We start from the raw sequence: 17,135 nt of genomic DNA on the forward strand, positions 1-17,135 counted from the left end.
CACCCGCTGCAGGCCGCCAACCAGGTCAGAACGACAGCGGGTAGCTGACGATCAGCCGCGTCTGGTCAAAGTCACGATTGAAACTGCGCCGGTTGGTGGCGTTGTTCAGCCGCAGGCTGAGGTTTTTCAGGCTGCCACTCTGCAAGGTGTAGCCAATCTCGGTATCGCGCTCCCATTCGGTGCCGCCGTTGCCGACCTTGGTGGTGGCATTGTCCCCGTGGCCATAGCGCACCATGGCCAGCAACCCGGGTACGCCGGCGGCGGCAAAATCGTAGTCGTAACGCAGTTGCCAGGAACGCTCGCCGGCGTTGCTGAAGTTGCCGTTGAACATGTCATTGCCCAGGGTCCGGCCACTGCTGCCATAGACCGACATCCACGGGCTGTCACCGCTGACTTTCTGCAACCCCAGGTATAGGGTGTGGCCAGCCGTGGAGGCGGAAAACAGGCCATAGGCAGTGTGACTGTCGACCCTGCCGATGCGCGCACTGCCATCGTCGCGGTCGATGAAGTAACCAAGGTTGCCCCCCAGCACCCAGTCCCCCACCGGCTGTTTGTGCTGCACGTTGAAGTAGCTCTGGCGGTAGATGTCTTCCAGTTGCGAGTGCCAGGCGCCCACCAGGGTGCGCTGCTGGTTGAAACGGTATTCGGCACCGGCATAGTTGAAACCGTCGGACTTCACCCCCGGTGCAGCCCAGGCCGACAGGTCCTGCATGTCTGATGAGTTGCGCAGGCTCACCGCGCGGTACTGCCCGGCCTGCAGTCCCAGTCCGGCGATCTCTCGCGAGACCAGCATCGTCCCGCGAAAGGTCTGCGGCAGCAGGCGCCCGTCGTCATAGCGCAGCACCGGCACATCCGGCAACAGCTCGCCGACCTTCAGCTCGGTCTGCGACAGGCGCATCTTCAACGCCGCGCCGGCCCGCCCGAAATTGTCCGCCGCGCTGCCATCGTCATGCACCGGCAACAACTCGGAGCCACTGACCCGGCGGCTGCTATCGAGCTTGATGCCGAACATGCCGATGGCATCCAGCCCAAAACCCACGATGCCCGGGGTATAGCCGGAGCTGAACTTGAGGGTGAAGCCCTGGGCCCACTCCGCGACCAGCCCCTTGGGCCCATCGTGGTCGCGAAAATCCCGGTTGAAGTAATAGTTGCGCAGCAGCAGGTCGGTCTTGGCGCCTTCAAGGAAGCCACCCTCGTCCGCCCAGGCCGAGGCACAGCCGACCAATGACAAGGAGGTGCCCAGCAGCGAGTGCGCAAGGAAGGAGTGACGGTTGCTCATTATTATTGTTCTCCGCTTTTTATAGGCGCAGCCGTTCCCCGACAGGCCATTCACGGCGCATCTGGCAACGGTTGCTCGAAAGCCCGGCCAGGGCGGCCGGGCGTGACTCAGGGGGCTACATCAGAAGGGATACTGACGCGGCTGATGTTGCAGGCTGATCCAGTGATCACGGGTGAACTCGTCGATCGCCCAGTCGCCATTGAAGCGTCCAAGGCCGGAGTTCTTCTCACCGCCAAACGGCGCATTGGCCTCATCGTTCACCGGCACGTCGTTGATGTGGGTCATGCCGGCACGCACCTGGCGGGCAAAATTCACCCCGCGCTCCAGGTTGCCGGTGAACACCGCGCTGGACAGGCCGAACTCGCTGTCATTCGCCAGCTCCAGGGCGTGGGCTTCATCCCGTGCGCGGATCAGCCCCACCAGCGGGCCGAAGATTTCGTTGCGCGCCAGGTCCATCTCGGCGCGCACTTCACCGTACACGTGGGGCGCCAGCAGGTTGCCCTGCAGGCCGCCCTCGTACAAAGGTTCCGCGCCTTCGCGGCGCGCCAGGGCAATTTTCTCCTGCAGGCCCTGCAACTGCTTGGCGTTGATCACCGGGCCAATCACCGTCTCGATCGATTGCGGATCACCCACCTTGAGCTGCTTGACCCGGGCCACAAAGCGCTCGGCGAAGGCGTCATAGACCTTGGCGTCGAGGATGATCCGGTTGATCGCCATGCAGATCTGCCCCTGGTGCAGGAACTTGCCGAACACTGCGGCGTTCACCGCCTGTTCGAGGTCGGCGTCATCCAGCACCACGAACGGGCTGTTGCCGCCCAGTTCCAGGGCCACGTGCTTGAGATGCTCGCCACCGCTGGCAATGCGGCCGATGCCTCGTCCCACCGGGGTCGAGCCGGTAAAGGTGATCAGCGACGGAATCGGGTGCTCGACAAAGGCATCGCCAATCTCGCTGCCCGCGCCGACCACCACACTGAAGACCCCGGCCGGCAGCCCGGCTTCCTCGAAGATCCGCGCCAGCAGCAGGCCGCCGCAGACCGGCGTATCGCTGGCCGGCTTGACCACCACCGCATTGCCCAGCGCCAGGGCCGGGGCAATGGAACGCTGGGTCAGGTGCAGCGGGAAGTTCCACGGGCTGATCACCCCGACCACCCCCAGGGCACTGCGATAGACCCGGCTCTCCTTGCCCGGCACATCGGATTCGACAATGCGCCCATGAACCCGCGCCGGAAAGGACGCCGACTCCAGGGTGATCGCCCGCGCCGCGCCCCATTCAGCCAGGGCCTTGATCCGCGTACTGCCGGACTCGCGAATGATCCAGTCGACGATTTCATCCCGGCGCCGGTCGAAGATCGCCACCGCGGCATGCAGCACTTGCGCTCGCGCCGACGGCCCCAGGGCCGCCCACTGCGGCTGCACCGCGGCAGCCTGGCGATAGGCTGCGTCGAGGTCGGCGCGGTTGGCCTGGGCCACTTCCAGCAGCAATGCGCCATCGAACGGGTTGCTGACCGCCAGGGTCTTGCCGGCGGCGCCGGCACGCCACTGGCCGGCGATCGGTTGCAGGTGCAGATCGGTGTAGACAGCGTTGCAATCACTCATGACAAAACTCCTCGAGGAACGGGATTCATAAATCGCTAGCGCCGCAGTGCTGGCGAAGGCACCGGCTTGCGCCCTGGGCCTCAATCATCTTCTGACCGGCAAGCCTGAGCTCGGGTTCGACCCGCCCAGGAGCGCGGTGTACGGCACTACTCATCGGCACCTGCGGCGGCACGTGCCTCGATCAGGCGTAACAGCCCGAGCAGGGTTTCGGTATGCGGTACGGCGACACCCACCTCGCGCGCCCTGGCCACGACCTCGCCATTGATCGCACCGATTTCCGTGGGCCGGCCGGCCAATACGTCTTGCAGCATCGACGGCTTGTGCGCCCGATGATGAGCAATCGCATGGGACACACTCCCCAGGCAGCGCGGGGCATCGACCGCAATCCCCTGCGCCTGGGCCACGGCCAGCACCTCCAGGACCACCGCGCGTACCAGCGCCGGGCCTTCCGGCCTGGCGTCCAGTTGCCCCACCGTGCAACCCGTGGCGGCGCACAGGCTGTTCAAGGCCGCGTTGAATGCGACCTTCTCCCAGATGGTGGTCCAGATGTTCGGGTCCAATGCGCACTGCAAGCCCGCGGCATCCAGCACCGCTGCAACTTCGGCGTGGGCCGGGCGCTCGACGCCGTCCACGCTGAAGGTGCGCACCACGCCCTCGCCATGGGAGTGCACGTGCCCGGGCCCGGCCATGTCGCCGGGCCAGGTGGTCATGCCGATCATCACCTGCTCCTTGGCGAGATGCCGGCACAGTGCCTCAGCGTTGCCCAGGCCGTTCTGCAAACTCAGCACCAGCGTGTGCTGGCCGATGTGCGTGGCAACGCTGCGCAGCGCCTGCTCGGTGTGCTGGGTCTTGGTGAACACCAGCAACAGGTCAGGCTGGCCGGTAGCCTGCTCCGGGCGGCAAACCCTGAGCCCGGGCACTCGCCGGTCGCCGCTGTCGGTCTGCAGACGCAAACCCTGGCTGCGGATCGCCTCAAGATGGGCCTCGTTGATATCCAGCAACGTGACCTGCTGGCCGCTCTCCGCCAGCCGCCCGCCAAACAGCGAGCCCATGGCGCCCGCCCCTAGAATACTGATGTTCATCGAGCCTCCTGGCTTGTTGCGTGAATGAAGTGAATCATCGCCCTGCCCTCCCAGCCTATGGCCGGATTCATCACAGGCCCGGCAGTCGCCGGGGAATATGTCGGCGCACCACGACCAGCGCAATCAGCGCCAGCAGCATCACCGAGCCCAGCAGTGTCAGGTAACTCTCGGCCCCCCCGCGGGTGATGATCGTGGCACCGGCAAAGGCACTGAGGATCGCCCCCAGGCGACCAAAGGCCAAGGCCGATGCGGTGCCGGTGGCCCGCACTCCAGTGGGATAGATAAACGCGCACAGCGCATACAAGGTTGATTGCACGGCATTGACGAACAACCCATGCACACCGAAACCGAAGATCAGCAGGTTGGTGTTCTGGTTGACGTCCAGCACCTGCATGGCAAAGGCGCTGGCGGCACCGCCGGCACAACAGATCAGCAACGGCCAGAACGAACCCCAGCGGGTCATGGCCACCGCGCAGACCAGCGCACCGATCACCCCGCCCAGGTTATAGGCGGTCAGGCCGGAGCCGGCGACGGCCAGTGGCAAACCTTCGGCCTGGAGCATGGTCGGCAGCCAGCTGAAGGCGCTGTAGACGGCCGTCAGGCACATGAAAAACGCCACCCAGACCGCCACCGTGTCACGTCCGTAGCCCTTGGCGAACAGTGCCCGGAAGCCGCCTTGTTGCTCACTCGCCTGCTCCACGGCGTCGGTGTAGCGCGTGCCCTCGGGCATTGGCCGCCCCATGCGCCCGAGCAGCGCGCTGAGTTCGTTCCAGCGCTGCGGTCGGCGCGCCAGGAAGCGTGGCGATTCCGGCAACGTCGCCAACAGCGCAAAACCCAGCACGATGGGCAGCGCACCGCCCATGAAGAACAGCGTGCGCCAGCCATACAACGGCAACACGTGGGAAGCGAAGAACCCCGCGAGCATTCCCCCCAGGGGCACGCAGACAATGGTCGCCGTGACTGCCAGGGTGCGCCGCCGCGCCGGGGTGAATTCTGCGGTCATGGTGGTGGCGCTGGGCAAGGCGCCGCCGATGCCCAGCCCGGCAATGAAGCGCAACGCCGCCACCGTCAGCGCATCCGGCGCCAGGCCGATGGCGCAGGTCGCGGTGCCGAACACCAATACACTGGCGATGACCGCCATGCGTCGGCCGAAACGGTCAGCGAACAGGCCGGCACAGGCGCTGCCGATGCCCATGCCGATCAGCCCGGCCGCCACTGCCGGGGCAAAGGCCTCGCGGGTGATGCCCCACTCCTTGATCATCAGCGGAATGGCGAAACCGATGAGCTGGCCGTCGAAACCGTCCATCACGATGGACAGCGCCGCCAGCAGTACCACGATCTTCTGCATGGCGGTGTAAGGCCCCTGGTCCAGCAAGCTGCCGATATCGGCACTGGCGGGACCCGAGCGTGATTGAAGCGGGGCAGCATCCAGCACTTCAGTGACGGACGTCGTGTTCATAACCACCTCTTTTTATTGTTGTGGTGTATCCGCAAGCCGCGGTAGGCAACACCGGGCGCGTGGCCCGGCGCTGTTCAAGCACTCAAGGTTCGATGGTCAGGGTCGGCACCTCGATCAGCACCGGGCGCTTGCCCGCCAGGGCCTCGCTCAGGGCTTGGGCAAATTCCTCGCGGGTATTGGCCTGCACCGAGTGCACGCCATAACCACGGCCGATGGCGCAGAAGTCCAGGCCCGGCACATCCAGCCCTGGTGCGTCGCTGACTTGCAGCACATCGGCGAACCAGCGCAGGGCGCCGTAGGTGCCATTTTTCAGAATGATGAACACCACCGGGATCTGGTACTGGGCCGCAGTCCACAGGGCGGTGATGCCGTAGTTGGCCGAGCCGTCGCCGATGATCCCGATCACCTGGCGCTCGGGCCTGGCCAGTTGCACCCCCACCGCTGCGGGCAGGCCAAAACCCAGGCCGCCGGCCGCCGGGAAGAAATAACTGCCGGGCTCGCGCATCTCCACCCGCTGCCAGAAAGCGCCGACGGTGGACGTGGATTCCTTGACGTAGATCGCGTCCTTGGGCGCCAACTCGTCGAGCACATCGAACACGGTTTCCGGGCGCAGCAGGCCGCCCTGCTCCACCACCGGCTCTGCCAATGGCAAGGCCCGGGGCATCGCTCGGTCGCTGTCCGGCAAGGCCCAGACCAGCGCCTGCAAGGTCTCGGCAATGTCTGCCACCAGGGCGTCGCCCATCGGCGCCCGCGCGGCTTCGCCGGGGTCACAGGTGATGTGCAGCAACTCGGTGCCGGCCGGCAGGTAGTCGCCCGGGGCGAACTGGTGATAACGGAACACCGGCGCGCCCACCACCAGGATCAGGTCATGCTCGGCCAGGCAGCGGCTGATGCCGGCGATGGCCGCGGGCAACACCCCGCGAAAGCTCGGATGGCGCGTGGGAAACGGGCAGCGCGAAGCCGACGGCGCGACCCAGGCCGGCATGCGCAATTTCTCCGCCAGTTGCACCGCCAGGTGGTTGCTCTGGCTGCCGTCGACATCCGGCCCCAGCACCAGCACCGGATTGCGCGCCGCCGTCAGGCGCTGCACCAGCGAGCGCAATTGCGCGGCGGCCGGCAGCCCGGCGCTGGCCACCTGACGCCGGGCCAGGTGCTCGACCCCGGCCGGCGCTGCGCGGGCCCAGTCGTCGTAGGGAATCGACAGGTAGACCGGCCCCTTCGGTGCCTGGTTGGCCATGTGGATTGCCTGGCTCAAGGCCCGCGGCACGTCCTCGGCGCAGGCTGGCTCGTGGCTCCACTTGACCAGGGGCTTGGGCAGTTGCGGTGCATCGACGTTGGCCAGCATCGCCTCGACGCCGATCATCGAGCGCACCTGCTGACCAGCGGTGATCACCAGCGGGCTGTGGGAGTACCAGGCATTGGTCAGCGCGCCCATGCCATTGCCGGTACCGGCGGCCGCATGCAAGTTGACGAAAGCCGGCTTGCCGCTGGCCAGGGCGAAGCCATCGGCCATGCCCACGACAGCGCCTTCGTGCAGGCCGAGGATGTATTGGAAGTCCTCGGGAAAGCCCTTGAGGAACGGCAATTCATTGGAACCGGGGTTGCCGAACACGGTGGTCAGACCCTGTTGGCGAAGAATCTCGTAGGACGCGCTATGGACGGTTTTCATAAGGACCTTTGCCGCTGCTTTTTAGAATTTGCAGTACTCTTGCAGTCGCCATCAGATTGATCAAATCGATACTATTTCTATTAAAAATAAAACCTGTCTATATCACTGAGGCCCTATGAGCCACATCGACCTGAACCTGATCCGCACCTTCGTCACCCTCTACGAAGCCCGCAGCGTGACCCTGGCCGCCGAGCGCCTGTTCGTCACCCAGCCCTCGGTCAGCTACGGCCTGGCGCGCCTGCGCGAACTGCTGGACGACGCCCTGTTCAGCCGCACCCGCGACGGCATCCAGCCCACCCGCCTGGCCGACGAGCTGTACCTGACCTTTCGCGAGTCCCTGACGCGCATCGAAAACGCCGTGCACGGCAGTCGCCACTTCGACCCGGCCTGCACCGAGCGGCGCTTTCGCATCGCCCTCTCCGACCTTGGCGAAATGGGCTTTCTGCCGCTGATCCTGGCGCGCCTCAACCGCGAAGCCCCCGAGGCCGAAGTCGAGGTCCTGCCGTTGCAGGTGGACCAGGTCAACGAATGGCTGGCCAGCGGCAAGGTCGACGCAGTGATCTGCCGCAAGAACATCAGCGGCACCCGCAGCCAGGTACTGATCCGCGAGCGCTATGTGTGCCTGCTCAGCGACCGTCATCCGCGTATCGGCCAGCAATTGAGCCTGGAGCAGTTCCTCGCCGAACGGCATATCACCGTGACCCGCACCAGCGGCCACGGCAGCGTCGAGGACGTGCTGCAGCAGATGAACGTGCAACGCCGGATCAGCCTGCATGTGCCGCACTTCTCGGTGCTGCCCAAGGTCTTGCCCGGCACCGACCTGCTGGCCGTGCTGCCGGCGCAGATCGCCCGACTGTTCACCCAGGACGGCGGCCTGCAGACGCTGGAACTGCCGTTCGCCGTGGGCGAGTTCGACGTATCCCTGCACTGGCACCCCAACAGCGACAGCTCCGCCGCCTTGCGCTGGTTCTGCCGCACCGTGGCCGAAGCGATCATCGACGGTCAGCCTTGAGCCAGTGCCGGTTGCCCCTGCACCACCCGGGGCCGCAACAGCAACAGGCAGCCGGCAGCAATCACGAACACCACGGCAAACACCCCGTACAGGTGCAGCGGCTGCCAGCCGCTGTCCAACAGCACCCCGGCCACGGTCGGCGAGACAATCGCGCCGATACGCCCGATGCCAATGCCCCAGCCGACGCCGGTGGCCCGCACCGAAGCGTCATACACCACCGGTGACAGGGCATAGAGCCCAGCCACGCAACCGTTGGCGAACAGCCCGATCAACAGCCCCAGGCCCAAGGCCGCCGCCATCGACGAGCCGGCACTGGCGAACAGCACCAGCAGCCCGGCAGTGATCAACATGAACAGCGACAGCACCCGGGTCAGCGGCCAGCGTGACGACAGGCCACCGATCAACGCCGCGCCGAAGATCCCGCCGACGCTCAGCAGCACCCCGCCGGTAATCCCCTGCTGCGCCGACAACCCGGCGGCCACTAGCAGCTTGGGAGTCCAGCTCATGACGAAGTAGAAACCGAACATCACCAGGAAAAACAACAACCAGATCAGCAACGTGGTGTGGCGCATGGCGGGGGTCAACAGCTGGCCGAAGCCTTGCGCTGCACCCGGCTCGCGCTGCGTGGCCAGCGGTAGCCGGGTCAGTTCGGCAAGCCCCAGGCGCCGGGCCAGGCGGTTGATCCGCAGCAGGGCATCGGCAGGCCGTCGGGCCAGCAGAAAGTCCACCGACTCCGGCAGCCACAGCACCACCACCGGGATCACCAGCAAGGTCACCACACCGCCGAAGACAAACACCGAGCGCCAGCCCCAATGGCTCAACAGCCACACCGCCAGCAAACCGCCAAGGGTCGCGCCCAGGGCATATCCGGTGGATTGCAGGCTCACCGCCAGGCCGCGCCAGCGGCGGTTGGAATACTCACTGGCAATCACGTTGCTGCTGGCCAGGATGCCGCCGATGCCCAGGCCGGTGAGACCGCGCAGCAGGGCCAGTTGCAAGGGGCTCTGGCTGGTGGCGGACAGCAGCATGCCGAGGCCCGATAGCAACAGGCAGAACAGGATCAGCGGGCGGCGTCCGAAGCGATCGGCCCAGGGCGCGATGAACAGCGAACCGGCGGCCATGCCGAACAGCCCGGCGCTGAGCAGCAGGCCGATCTGTGCGCCATTCAAGCCCCACTCTGCCGAGACCGAGGCCGCGGTGAAGGCCATGACCAGCACGTCGAAGCCGTCGATCATGTTGAGGACGATGCAAATGCCCACCGCCAGCCATTGGAAGCGGTTCATTGCACCCTGGTCGACACGCTGTTGCAGAGACTGGCTCATGGGCGATCCTCCCGGCCGGTCACGGACCGGCGCGCAGGATCGAAGACAAAGATGCACACAGGCAGGCGGCGTACAGGCGCCGAGACGCTCCGTAGCCTGGAGAGGCCATTCATGACGAAACCCTTTTTTGTAGTTTTTATGGGGGACGGCCAGGAACACTCCCGCCATCGCCAGGGCGCTAATCAATCAGTTAATGGATCCACAGACAATAGACCGGGCTCGACGCCGGCCGGGCAGGTCGCGTCAAAAAACGCTAAAAATCCTTGTGAATTTAACTATATTGGTTATTTATCAATAAGTTATTCAAAAAATGAGAGAGCATTGAATAGTGTTCGATTATCGAGCGATCATCGATCCTGAGGGTTGTGCCGGAGCGTCTCGGCCCCTGGCTACGGAAGACTCAAGGCAATGGATCCACTGAGCCGGGCATTTGCCTGACGATCCGCCTATCCAGGCTCGGGCTGACAACCCTGTCCTGTTCGGCGACCATGGCCGCCCCTGGCTGCAACCTGGCGTTTCACTCCCCCTGAAAGGAATCACCGAACATGAGCACCCGCGCCCTGAGAGGCTGCCTGCTGGCCTTGTGCATGCCGCTACTGCTGAGCGCCTGCGGGCCCAACGTGCGCCTGATGCACCCGGACCCATCGAAGGAATTGCTGATCCGCGCCATGACCGAGCTCAATGGCTTTCACGCTTATGACCGCAATGGCTATGAAGACAACAACCTGCTCAGCGTCAGCGAAGCCAACGCCCTGTTGGACGACAGCAGCCGCATCAACGACAGCACCCCGGACTTCATGTTTGCCCACATCAAGGGCCGGACCCTGAACATCATCGGCTACTCGTCGACCTACCGCCCCTGGGGCCAGAACTACCAGACGCCGATGATCTACACCTATGTCGGCGAGCTGAAACGCGCCCGCTACGCCCTGCCCCACATGGCGCCCACCAGCCAGGAACTGCGGTTCACCTCGACCCCGGTGGAAAAGCTCAAGGTCGCCCTGCTGCCGCTGTCCAGCGGGCGGGTGGTCTACCCCGACTTCAACGGTGAACTGAACATCGGCCTGGACAACGGGCGCTACAGCCGGATCTCGGCCTTTACCCGCAAGCGGGACCTGGTTTTCTAGGCGGTATCAGACAAACGCCAGCGGTGCCCGAGCTCCACGCACCGCGGCCATGCGCGACTCGACCTGGGGCAGCAGATAGCTGAAGAAGAACTGCGCACTTTGCAGTTTCTGCGCACGCAACGGGTCGCTTTGTGGCAGTACCCGCGACACCCGGGCAGCTCGTGCCCAAGCCAGGGCAAGCAAACTCAGGCCACAGAGATAGAGAAAATCCCCGGCGGCCCGATAAGGGTACTCCGGGTCTTCCTGCGCCAGCTGCCGCACTTCGCCCAGCAACGCCTCAAGGGCGGCGCACAAGCTGTTCAACTGCACCGCGAACAGTTGGCATTCGGGCCATTGCACGCCCTGCTCGGCCTCCTCTCGCAGCTCTTCCAGGAACAGGCCAAAGGCTCGACCTTGATCGCCCAGCACCTTGCGCAGCAGCAGGTCGTTGGCCTGAATCTCGTTGCTGCCTTCGTAGATCATGGCGATGCGGCTGTCGCGCAGGGTCTGCTCGATGGCGAATTCGCGGACGTAGCCGTAGCCGCCGAACACCTGCAAGGCATGACTGGCCTGACGAAACCCCTGCTCGGTGAAAAACGCCTTGATCACCGGCGTCAGCCATTCACTCAGTTGCCCGGCACGCTGGCGAGCCGCTTCCTCGCTCCCATGCTCAGCCTGATCCAGCAGGTGCGCAGCCCAATAGCCGATGGCCCGCATGCCCTCGCTGCATACCCGCAACTCCAGCAGCACACGGCGCATGGCCGGGTGGTAGGTGAGCGGGTCGGCCTCTGCTGCGGCCACCCCTGGCGGGCGTTGCGGGGCGCGCATCTGCTTGCGCTCGCGGGCATAGGCCAGGGCGTTCTGCCAGGCCGCCTCGGTGTGCCCCAGGCCTTGCAGGCCGACATGCAGGCGCGCTGAATTCATCATCACGAACATCGCCGCCAGGCCGCGATTGGCTTCGCCGATCAACCAACCCTTGGCACCCTCGAACACCAGGGAACAGGTGGCGCTGCCATTGATGCCCATCTTGTGTTCGATCGCGTCACAGCGCACACCGTTGGCCTGCCCCGAATCCAGGCGCTTGGGCACCAGGAACAGGGAAATCCCGCGGCTGCCGGAGGGCGCCCCCGGGATTCGCGCCAGCACCAGGTGCAGGATGTTCTCGGTCAGGTCCTGGTCGCCGCCGGAGATGAACAGCTTGCTGCCATGCAGCTGGTAACTGCCGTCCGCCTGCGCCTCGGCGCGACAGCGCAGCAGGCCGACATCACTGCCGGCCTGGGGCTCGGTCAGGCACATGGTGGGCAGGCATTCGCCGCTGATGATCGGTGGCAGGTAGCGTTGCTGAAGCCATTGCGCGGCGTGAGTCTTGAGGCACAGGTAGGCACCGTGGGCGATGCCGGTGTACATGGCCCAGCCGTGGTTGCTGGCGTAGAGCATTTCCTGCAAGGCGGCGTCCAGCAGTTGCGGCAAGCCTTGGCCACCCAGGGATTCGGCACAGGCCAGCGCTGGCCAGCCACCTTCGACATACGCCCGGTAGGCTTGCGCAAAGCCCTCCGGGGTGGTCACCCGGCCGTCGGCAAAGCGGCAGCCCTGACGATCGCCGCTGCTGTTCAGCGGCGCCAGCAGCGCACTGCTGAAGCGCCCGGCCTGCTCCAGCACCTGCAATGCCAGGGGCAGATCCAGCTCGGCGAACGCCGGGGCCTGGCGCCAGGCCGCAGGGGCTTGCAGCCAGTGTTCAAGGACAAATTGCATATCGCGCAGCGGCGCCTGATAGCTCCACATGGCTCACCTCTTCAAATGAAAATGCAGCAGGTCCGGCCAAGCCGCCGGAACAGGACTTCAACCGCGCCCGTGCTGGTTCTCGATCAACAGCGCCATGCCCTGCCCACCACCGACGCACGCCGCAACAATGCCGTAGCGCAGTTGCTGTTCGCGCAGTTGCCGCGCCAGGGTCAGCACCAGGCGCAGGCCGCTGGCAGCCAGCGGATGGCCAAGAGCGATGGCACCGCCGCGGCGATTGAGGCGCTGGATATCCAGTTCCAGCACCTGGGCCACCGCCAAAACCTGGGCAGCCTGGGCTTCGTTGATTTCCAGCAGGCCGATATCCCGCAGGTCCAGGCCACTGCGTTGCAGCAATAGCTGGATCGCCGGGGCCGGGCCGATGCCCATGTACTCCGGCGCCACACCGACCACCGCACTGGCACACAAATGCGCCAGGACCGGACGCGTTGCCGCCGACGCGCGCCCCACCAGCGCCGCGGCCGCGCCATCGACCACCGCGCAGCTGTTGCCGGCGGTTTGCACGCCATCGGCATGCACCGCACGCAGCCGCGACAAGGCCAGCAAATCGCTGGGACGCGGGTGGCTATCGCGGGAAACGCTGTCCACCCCACGGGGCAATTGCAGGCTGCGCGGCACGTAGCCAGGCAGTTCAAAATCTTGGTTGACCAGCGTCACCAATTCCGCCTGATACCAACCTTCGGCCTGGGCCTGCAACGCCAGCCGATGGCTGTCGAAGGCATAGCGATCCAGCGCCTCGCGGCTCAAGCCATGGCGCCGGGCCAGGTTGTCGGCCGTGGCGATCATGTCGATGCCAGGGGCCGGGTCATACAGGGCCTCCCAGAGAAAGTCCTTGAACTGCACCCCGGCACCGAGACGGAAACCATCGCGGTGGGTGTAGGCGGCAATCGGGTTGCGCGACATGGATTCCGCCGCCACGCACAGCGCCAGTTGCACGCCGTCATCCAACTGCCGGGCGGCTTGGCGCAGCAGCTCGAAACCAGTGGCGCAGATGCGCTGTACCGCCAGTGCCGGCACCGCCTGCGGCACGCCGCTGTACAGCCCGATATGCCGCGGCAACAAGTAGGCATCGAAGCTGGCCTGGGCCATGGAGCCGGCCAGCACGCTGTCGACCTGGCGCGGGTCAATCGCGGCCCGCGCCAGCACTTCGCGCCCGACCTGAATCCCCAGGTCAATCGGTGACACCTGGGCCAGGGCGCCACCAAGATCAACCCAAGGCGTGCGCACCGCCTCGAAGATCGCGACATCGGTAAACGCCGAATACTGTCCCGGGCTGTTCACGGCCGTGGCCCGGCCCGCAGGATCGACGGTTCCAGGCCGCGATACAGCGCTTCGACTTTCGAAGCGCGCCACTGCAACACCGCGCGCTGATTGATCGAACCCTTGTCGGTGATCTCACCCCGGTCGATCGACGCCGGCTCATCCAGCAAGGCGATCCACTCCAGGCGGCTGGCATTACCGCTGGCATCGCGGTTGAGGCGTTGCAGCCAGTCAGCGAACCACTGGCGCACCGGCTTGCTGGCGAGGACTTCAGCGTCACTGGCGCCGCTGTTCAAGGCGGAGAGCCGGCGGCACTCGTAGAGCCGTGGAAACACCAAGGCCCCCAGGCATTCGCGGTCCGGCGCGGCCACCACCAGGTCCTGCACATAGGGCGAGCCCTCAAGCACCGCGCGATTGCGCAGCGGGCCGACACTGACAAACACCCCGGATGACAACTTGAAGTCCTCGGCGATGCGCCCGTCGAACATCAAGCCCAATTGTGGGTCGTCAGGGGCGGCCAGCTTCAAGGCATCACCCGAGCAGTAGAAACCCTGGTCGTCGAAGACCTCGGCGGTCTGCTGCGGCGCGCGCCAGTAGCCGGGCATGATGTGCGGCCCGCGAAAACGCCCTTCGAGCTTGCCGTCCACCGGCACCAGGCGCACTTCGCAGCCCGGCGCCGGCAGGCCGATGTAACCGGCCATGGACAGCGGTCCGGTGGTGAAGGTGCAGGACGGCGACGCCTCGGTCATGCCCAGGCCGGCCATCATGCGGATGCGTTCGCCGCAGTGCTGTTCAGCCACCCGATCGAGGCGGTCCCAGACACTTTGCGACAGGCCGGCAGCGGCAAAGAAGAACAGGCTGATGCGGGCAAAAAAGCGCTCGCGCAACTCGGCGTCCTGCTCCAGGGCACTGACCAGTTCTTCCCAGCCCTTGGGCACGGTCAGGTAGGCGGTGGGCGAGATTTCCTTGAGGTTGCGCAGGGTTTCGGCAAAACCCTGGGCGGTCGGCTTGCCGTCGTCCAGATAAAAGGTGCCGCCGTTGTAGAGCACGATGCCAACGTTGTGGCTGCCACCAAACGTGTGGTTCCATGGCAGCCAGTCCACCAGCACCGGCGGCTCCTCAGCGAACACCGGGAAGGTCTGCAACAGCATCTGCTGGTTGGCGCAGAGCATGCGCTGGGTGGTGATCACCGCCTTGGGCAACTTGGTCGAGCCCGAGGTGAAGAGGAACTTGGCGATGCTGTCCGGCCCGGTGGCGGCGAACGCCGCGTCGGCCTCGGCGCCACCGGGTTGTTGCAGCAGGCTGGCAAAACTGACCTGGGTGCGGCCGGTAACTTGCCCACGCAGGGTAATCAACGGCACGTCCGCTGGCAGCACCGCGTTGATCGCCCGCTCGAAGGCCGCCGCCTCGCTGACATACACCAGCCCCGGCTGCAGCACATCGCAGACATGACGCAACTTGGCGAAGTCCTGGGACAACAGCGAATAAGCCGGCGACACCGGGCAATAGGGAATGCCGGCGTACATCGCGCCGAGGGCCAGTTGCAGGTGTTCGATGTCATTGCCGGAGAGCAAGGCCAGAGGCCTTTCGGCAGACAGGCCATAACCCAGCAGGCCTTGGGCAATGGCCCGCACGCTGTCGAGCATCTGTGCATAGCTGACCCGGCGCCAGTCGCCGCCGGCCTGGCGCGCGGCAATGAAGGTCTGCTGCGGGCGCACTGCGGCCCAATGCAGCAGGCGGTCCAGCAAGCGCCGCGGCAACTCGCCCAGGGGCTCCAGGGAACGCATGTGCAACACCCCATGCTCTTCGCTGACCGCAACCGGCGAGTGGCCGATGGACACCCGGCGATAAGGCACCGGGCTCACTTGAGGCGGGAATGGCGATCTGAATTCGGAACTCACGTGTCTGCTCTCCATCAAGGCACGCTGGTGCCACGCCGTGCAGAGGCGACAGCGGGCGCAGCGTGGCAGCCGATGCGCTGCCTTATTATTGTTGTGCCTGCCCGCGGCCTCCGGCGGCGAGTCTCACAGAGTCGCTCGCCGAGACTGCAGCGGGCCTCAGATCGGGTAGTGCCGCGGACCGTTTTGCAAGGTCACCCAGCGCAACTGGGTGAAGTGCTCGATCGACGCCTTGCCACCAAAACTGCCATAGCCACTGGACCTGACGCCGCCAAACGGCATTTGCGCCTCGTCGTGCACGGTCGGGCCATTGATGTGGCAGATACCCGACTCGAGCCGTTGCGCCAGGGCCAGGGCGCGCCCGGTGTCGCGGCTGAAAATCGCCGCCGACAGGCCGAACTCGGAGTCGTTGGCCAAACGCAGTAACTCTTCATCACCGCTGCCGCGCAGCAGCACCGCCACCGGGCCGAAGGATTCCTCACGGTACAGGCGCATGGACTCGGTGACACCGTCGAGCAGGGTCGGCTGCAGGATGCTGCCGTCCAATTGCCCGCCGACCACCAGCCGCGCACCCTGGCCCAGGGCATCGTCGATCAGCGCCCGGATGCGCGTGCCGGCACTGGCATCCACCAGGGAGCCGAGCACCGAATCTTCGGCCGTCGGGTCGCCGGCACGCAGGGTCTCGACCTTGGCCGCCAGCTTGGCAACAAAGGCGTCGGCGACCTTAGCATCGACGATCAGGCGCTCGGTGGACATGCAGATCTGCCCCTGATTGAAGTAAGCGCCAAACGCAGCGGCCTCGACCGCCGCATCCAGGTCGGCGTCGTCCAGCACCAGCAACGGCGCCTTGCCACCCAGCTCCAGCAGGGCCGGCTTGAGGTGACGCGCCGAGAGCTCGCCAACAATCCGCCCGACATGGGTCGAGCCGGTGAAGTTGACCCGGCGCACCGCCGGGTTGGCGATCAGGCGCGCGACAATGGCCGCGGCATCGGCCGGGGCATTGCTGATGACGTTGACCACGCCATCGCCCAGGCCGGCATCTTGCAGCACCTGGCCGATCAGGCGGTGCACCGCCGGGCTCAGCTCGGAGGCCTTGAGCACCACGGTGTTGCCGCAGGCCAGGGGCATGGCGATGGCACGGGTGGCGAGAATCACCGGGGCGTTCCACGGGGCGATGCCCAGCACCACGCCGCAGGGTTGGCGCAGGGCCATGGCGAAACTGCCGGGGACATCCGAGGGGATGACTTCGCCGTTGATCTGGGTGGTCATCGACGCTGCTTCACGCAGCATGTTGGCCGCTAGGCGCACGTTGAAGGCGTACCAGTTGGCCATGGCCCCGGTCTCGCCAGCGGCGGCGATGAATTCGCCACTGCGCGCCAGCAATTGCTCGGCGGCCTGGAGCAAACGGCTGCGGCGTTCGTTGGGGGCCAGGGCCGCCCAGGTGGGGAATGCCGCCTGGGCCGCGGCCACGGCGGCATCGGCATCTTCCAGGGTCGCGGCGGCCACGCGCGACACCACCGCGCCGGTCACCGGGTTACGGCGTTCGAAGGTTCGACCGTCGCCGGCGGGGCGCGACTGGCCACCAATCAGCAGGGGCACGTCCAGCATGGTGATTCCTCTTGTTGTCGTTATCGGGAATGCAGCGCAGCGGT

The 17,135-nt window shown here is 65.7% G+C and carries 12 protein-coding genes; 2 read left to right on the forward strand and 10 right to left on the reverse strand.

Features of this window, described 5'->3' with window-relative positions:
- Nucleotides 1-25 precede the first annotated feature (25 nt).
- From GV819_RS17205 to mdlC, 5 genes are all read right to left on the reverse strand, one after another.
- Nucleotides 26-1,279: an OprD family porin gene (locus tag GV819_RS17205; protein WP_161757244.1), complete on the reverse strand. Its 1,254-nt coding sequence runs from the start codon at nt 1,277-1,279 to the stop codon at nt 26-28.
- A 120-nt stretch (nt 1,280-1,399) separates the two neighbouring features.
- The gene (locus tag GV819_RS17210; protein ID WP_161757245.1) at nt 1,400-2,875 is read right to left on the reverse strand and encodes an aldehyde dehydrogenase family protein; all 1,476 of its coding nucleotides are present in this window, start codon (nt 2,873-2,875) and stop codon (nt 1,400-1,402) included.
- Nucleotides 2,876-3,021: 146 nt separating this feature from the next.
- The gene (locus GV819_RS17215; RefSeq protein WP_161757246.1) at nt 3,022-3,957 is read right to left on the reverse strand and encodes a ketopantoate reductase family protein; all 936 of its coding nucleotides are present in this window, start codon (nt 3,955-3,957) and stop codon (nt 3,022-3,024) included.
- 70 nt (nt 3,958-4,027) lie between these two features.
- Nucleotides 4,028-5,416 (reverse strand): MFS transporter, encoded by a 1,389-nt coding sequence (locus GV819_RS17220; RefSeq protein ID WP_161757247.1) that lies wholly within the window; start codon nt 5,414-5,416, stop codon nt 4,028-4,030.
- 82 nt (nt 5,417-5,498) lie between these two features.
- Nucleotides 5,499-7,085 carry a benzoylformate decarboxylase gene (mdlC, locus tag GV819_RS17225; RefSeq protein WP_161757248.1) on the reverse strand — a complete coding sequence of 529 codons (1,587 nt, stop codon included), beginning with the start codon at nt 7,083-7,085 and terminating at the stop codon, nt 5,499-5,501.
- A gap of 115 nt (nt 7,086-7,200) precedes the next feature.
- On the opposite strand from mdlC, the gene GV819_RS17230 reads away from it, so the two are divergent.
- A complete protein-coding gene (locus tag GV819_RS17230; protein WP_161757249.1) occupies nt 7,201-8,097 on the forward strand; it encodes a LysR family transcriptional regulator in 897 nt (298 codons plus the stop codon).
- On the opposite strand, the gene GV819_RS17235 is transcribed toward GV819_RS17230, so the two are convergent.
- Nucleotides 8,088-9,419 carry an MFS transporter gene (locus tag GV819_RS17235; protein WP_161757250.1) on the reverse strand — a complete coding sequence of 444 codons (1,332 nt, stop codon included), beginning with the start codon at nt 9,417-9,419 and terminating at the stop codon, nt 8,088-8,090. The two genes, GV819_RS17230 and GV819_RS17235, sit on opposite strands and share 10 nt — an antisense overlap.
- A gap of 545 nt (nt 9,420-9,964) precedes the next feature.
- Here GV819_RS17235 and GV819_RS17240 point away from each other — a divergent pair.
- Nucleotides 9,965-10,546 carry a hypothetical protein gene (locus tag GV819_RS17240; RefSeq protein ID WP_161757251.1) on the forward strand — a complete coding sequence of 194 codons (582 nt, stop codon included), beginning with the start codon at nt 9,965-9,967 and terminating at the stop codon, nt 10,544-10,546.
- Between the two features lie 6 nt (nt 10,547-10,552).
- Here the strand turns inward: GV819_RS17240 and GV819_RS17245 are convergent, their stop codons facing one another.
- The 4 genes from GV819_RS17245 to GV819_RS17260 form a co-directional block, all read right to left on the reverse strand.
- Nucleotides 10,553-12,307, reverse strand: coding sequence for an acyl-CoA dehydrogenase (locus GV819_RS17245; protein WP_161757252.1), 1,755 nt, complete (start codon nt 12,305-12,307; stop codon nt 10,553-10,555).
- 57 nt (nt 12,308-12,364) lie between these two features.
- Nucleotides 12,365-13,606: a thiolase family protein gene (locus GV819_RS17250; protein WP_161757253.1), complete on the reverse strand. Its 1,242-nt coding sequence runs from the start codon at nt 13,604-13,606 to the stop codon at nt 12,365-12,367.
- A complete protein-coding gene (locus GV819_RS17255; RefSeq protein ID WP_368668906.1) occupies nt 13,603-15,486 on the reverse strand; it encodes a feruloyl-CoA synthase in 1,884 nt (627 codons plus the stop codon). The genes GV819_RS17250 and GV819_RS17255 overlap by 4 nt, the downstream gene beginning before the upstream one ends.
- Before the next feature lie 156 nt (nt 15,487-15,642).
- Nucleotides 15,643-17,091: an aldehyde dehydrogenase gene (locus GV819_RS17260; RefSeq protein ID WP_161757255.1), complete on the reverse strand. Its 1,449-nt coding sequence runs from the start codon at nt 17,089-17,091 to the stop codon at nt 15,643-15,645.
- Nucleotides 17,092-17,135: the final 44 nt, after the last annotated feature.

The sequence above is a fragment of the Pseudomonas sp. Fl5BN2 genome, from assembly GCF_009908205.1.
Lineage (GTDB): Bacteria > Pseudomonadota > Gammaproteobacteria > Pseudomonadales > Pseudomonadaceae > Aquipseudomonas.

Bases quoted from the DNA above. Each gene is read 5' to 3' on its own strand.
- GV819_RS17230 (WP_161757249.1), top strand. From the start codon at position 7,201: ATGAGCCACATCGACCTGAACCTGATCCGCACCTTCGTCACCCTCTAC.
- GV819_RS17210 (WP_161757245.1), bottom strand. From the start codon at position 2,875: ATGAGTGATTGCAACGCTGTCTACACCGATCTGCACCTGCAACCGATC.
- GV819_RS17220 (WP_161757247.1), bottom strand. From the start codon at position 5,416: ATGAACACGACGTCCGTCACTGAAGTGCTGGATGCTGCCCCGCTTCAA.
- GV819_RS17240 (WP_161757251.1), top strand. From the start codon at position 9,965: ATGAGCACCCGCGCCCTGAGAGGCTGCCTGCTGGCCTTGTGCATGCCG.
- GV819_RS17245 (WP_161757252.1), bottom strand. From the start codon at position 12,307: ATGTGGAGCTATCAGGCGCCGCTGCGCGATATGCAATTTGTCCTTGAA.
- GV819_RS17205 (WP_161757244.1), bottom strand. From the start codon at position 1,279: ATGAGCAACCGTCACTCCTTCCTTGCGCACTCGCTGCTGGGCACCTCC.
- GV819_RS17235 (WP_161757250.1), bottom strand. From the start codon at position 9,419: ATGAGCCAGTCTCTGCAACAGCGTGTCGACCAGGGTGCAATGAACCGC.
- mdlC (WP_161757248.1), bottom strand. From the start codon at position 7,085: ATGAAAACCGTCCATAGCGCGTCCTACGAGATTCTTCGCCAACAGGGT.
- GV819_RS17260 (WP_161757255.1), bottom strand. From the start codon at position 17,091: ATGCTGGACGTGCCCCTGCTGATTGGTGGCCAGTCGCGCCCCGCCGGC.
- GV819_RS17215 (WP_161757246.1), bottom strand. From the start codon at position 3,957: ATGAACATCAGTATTCTAGGGGCGGGCGCCATGGGCTCGCTGTTTGGC.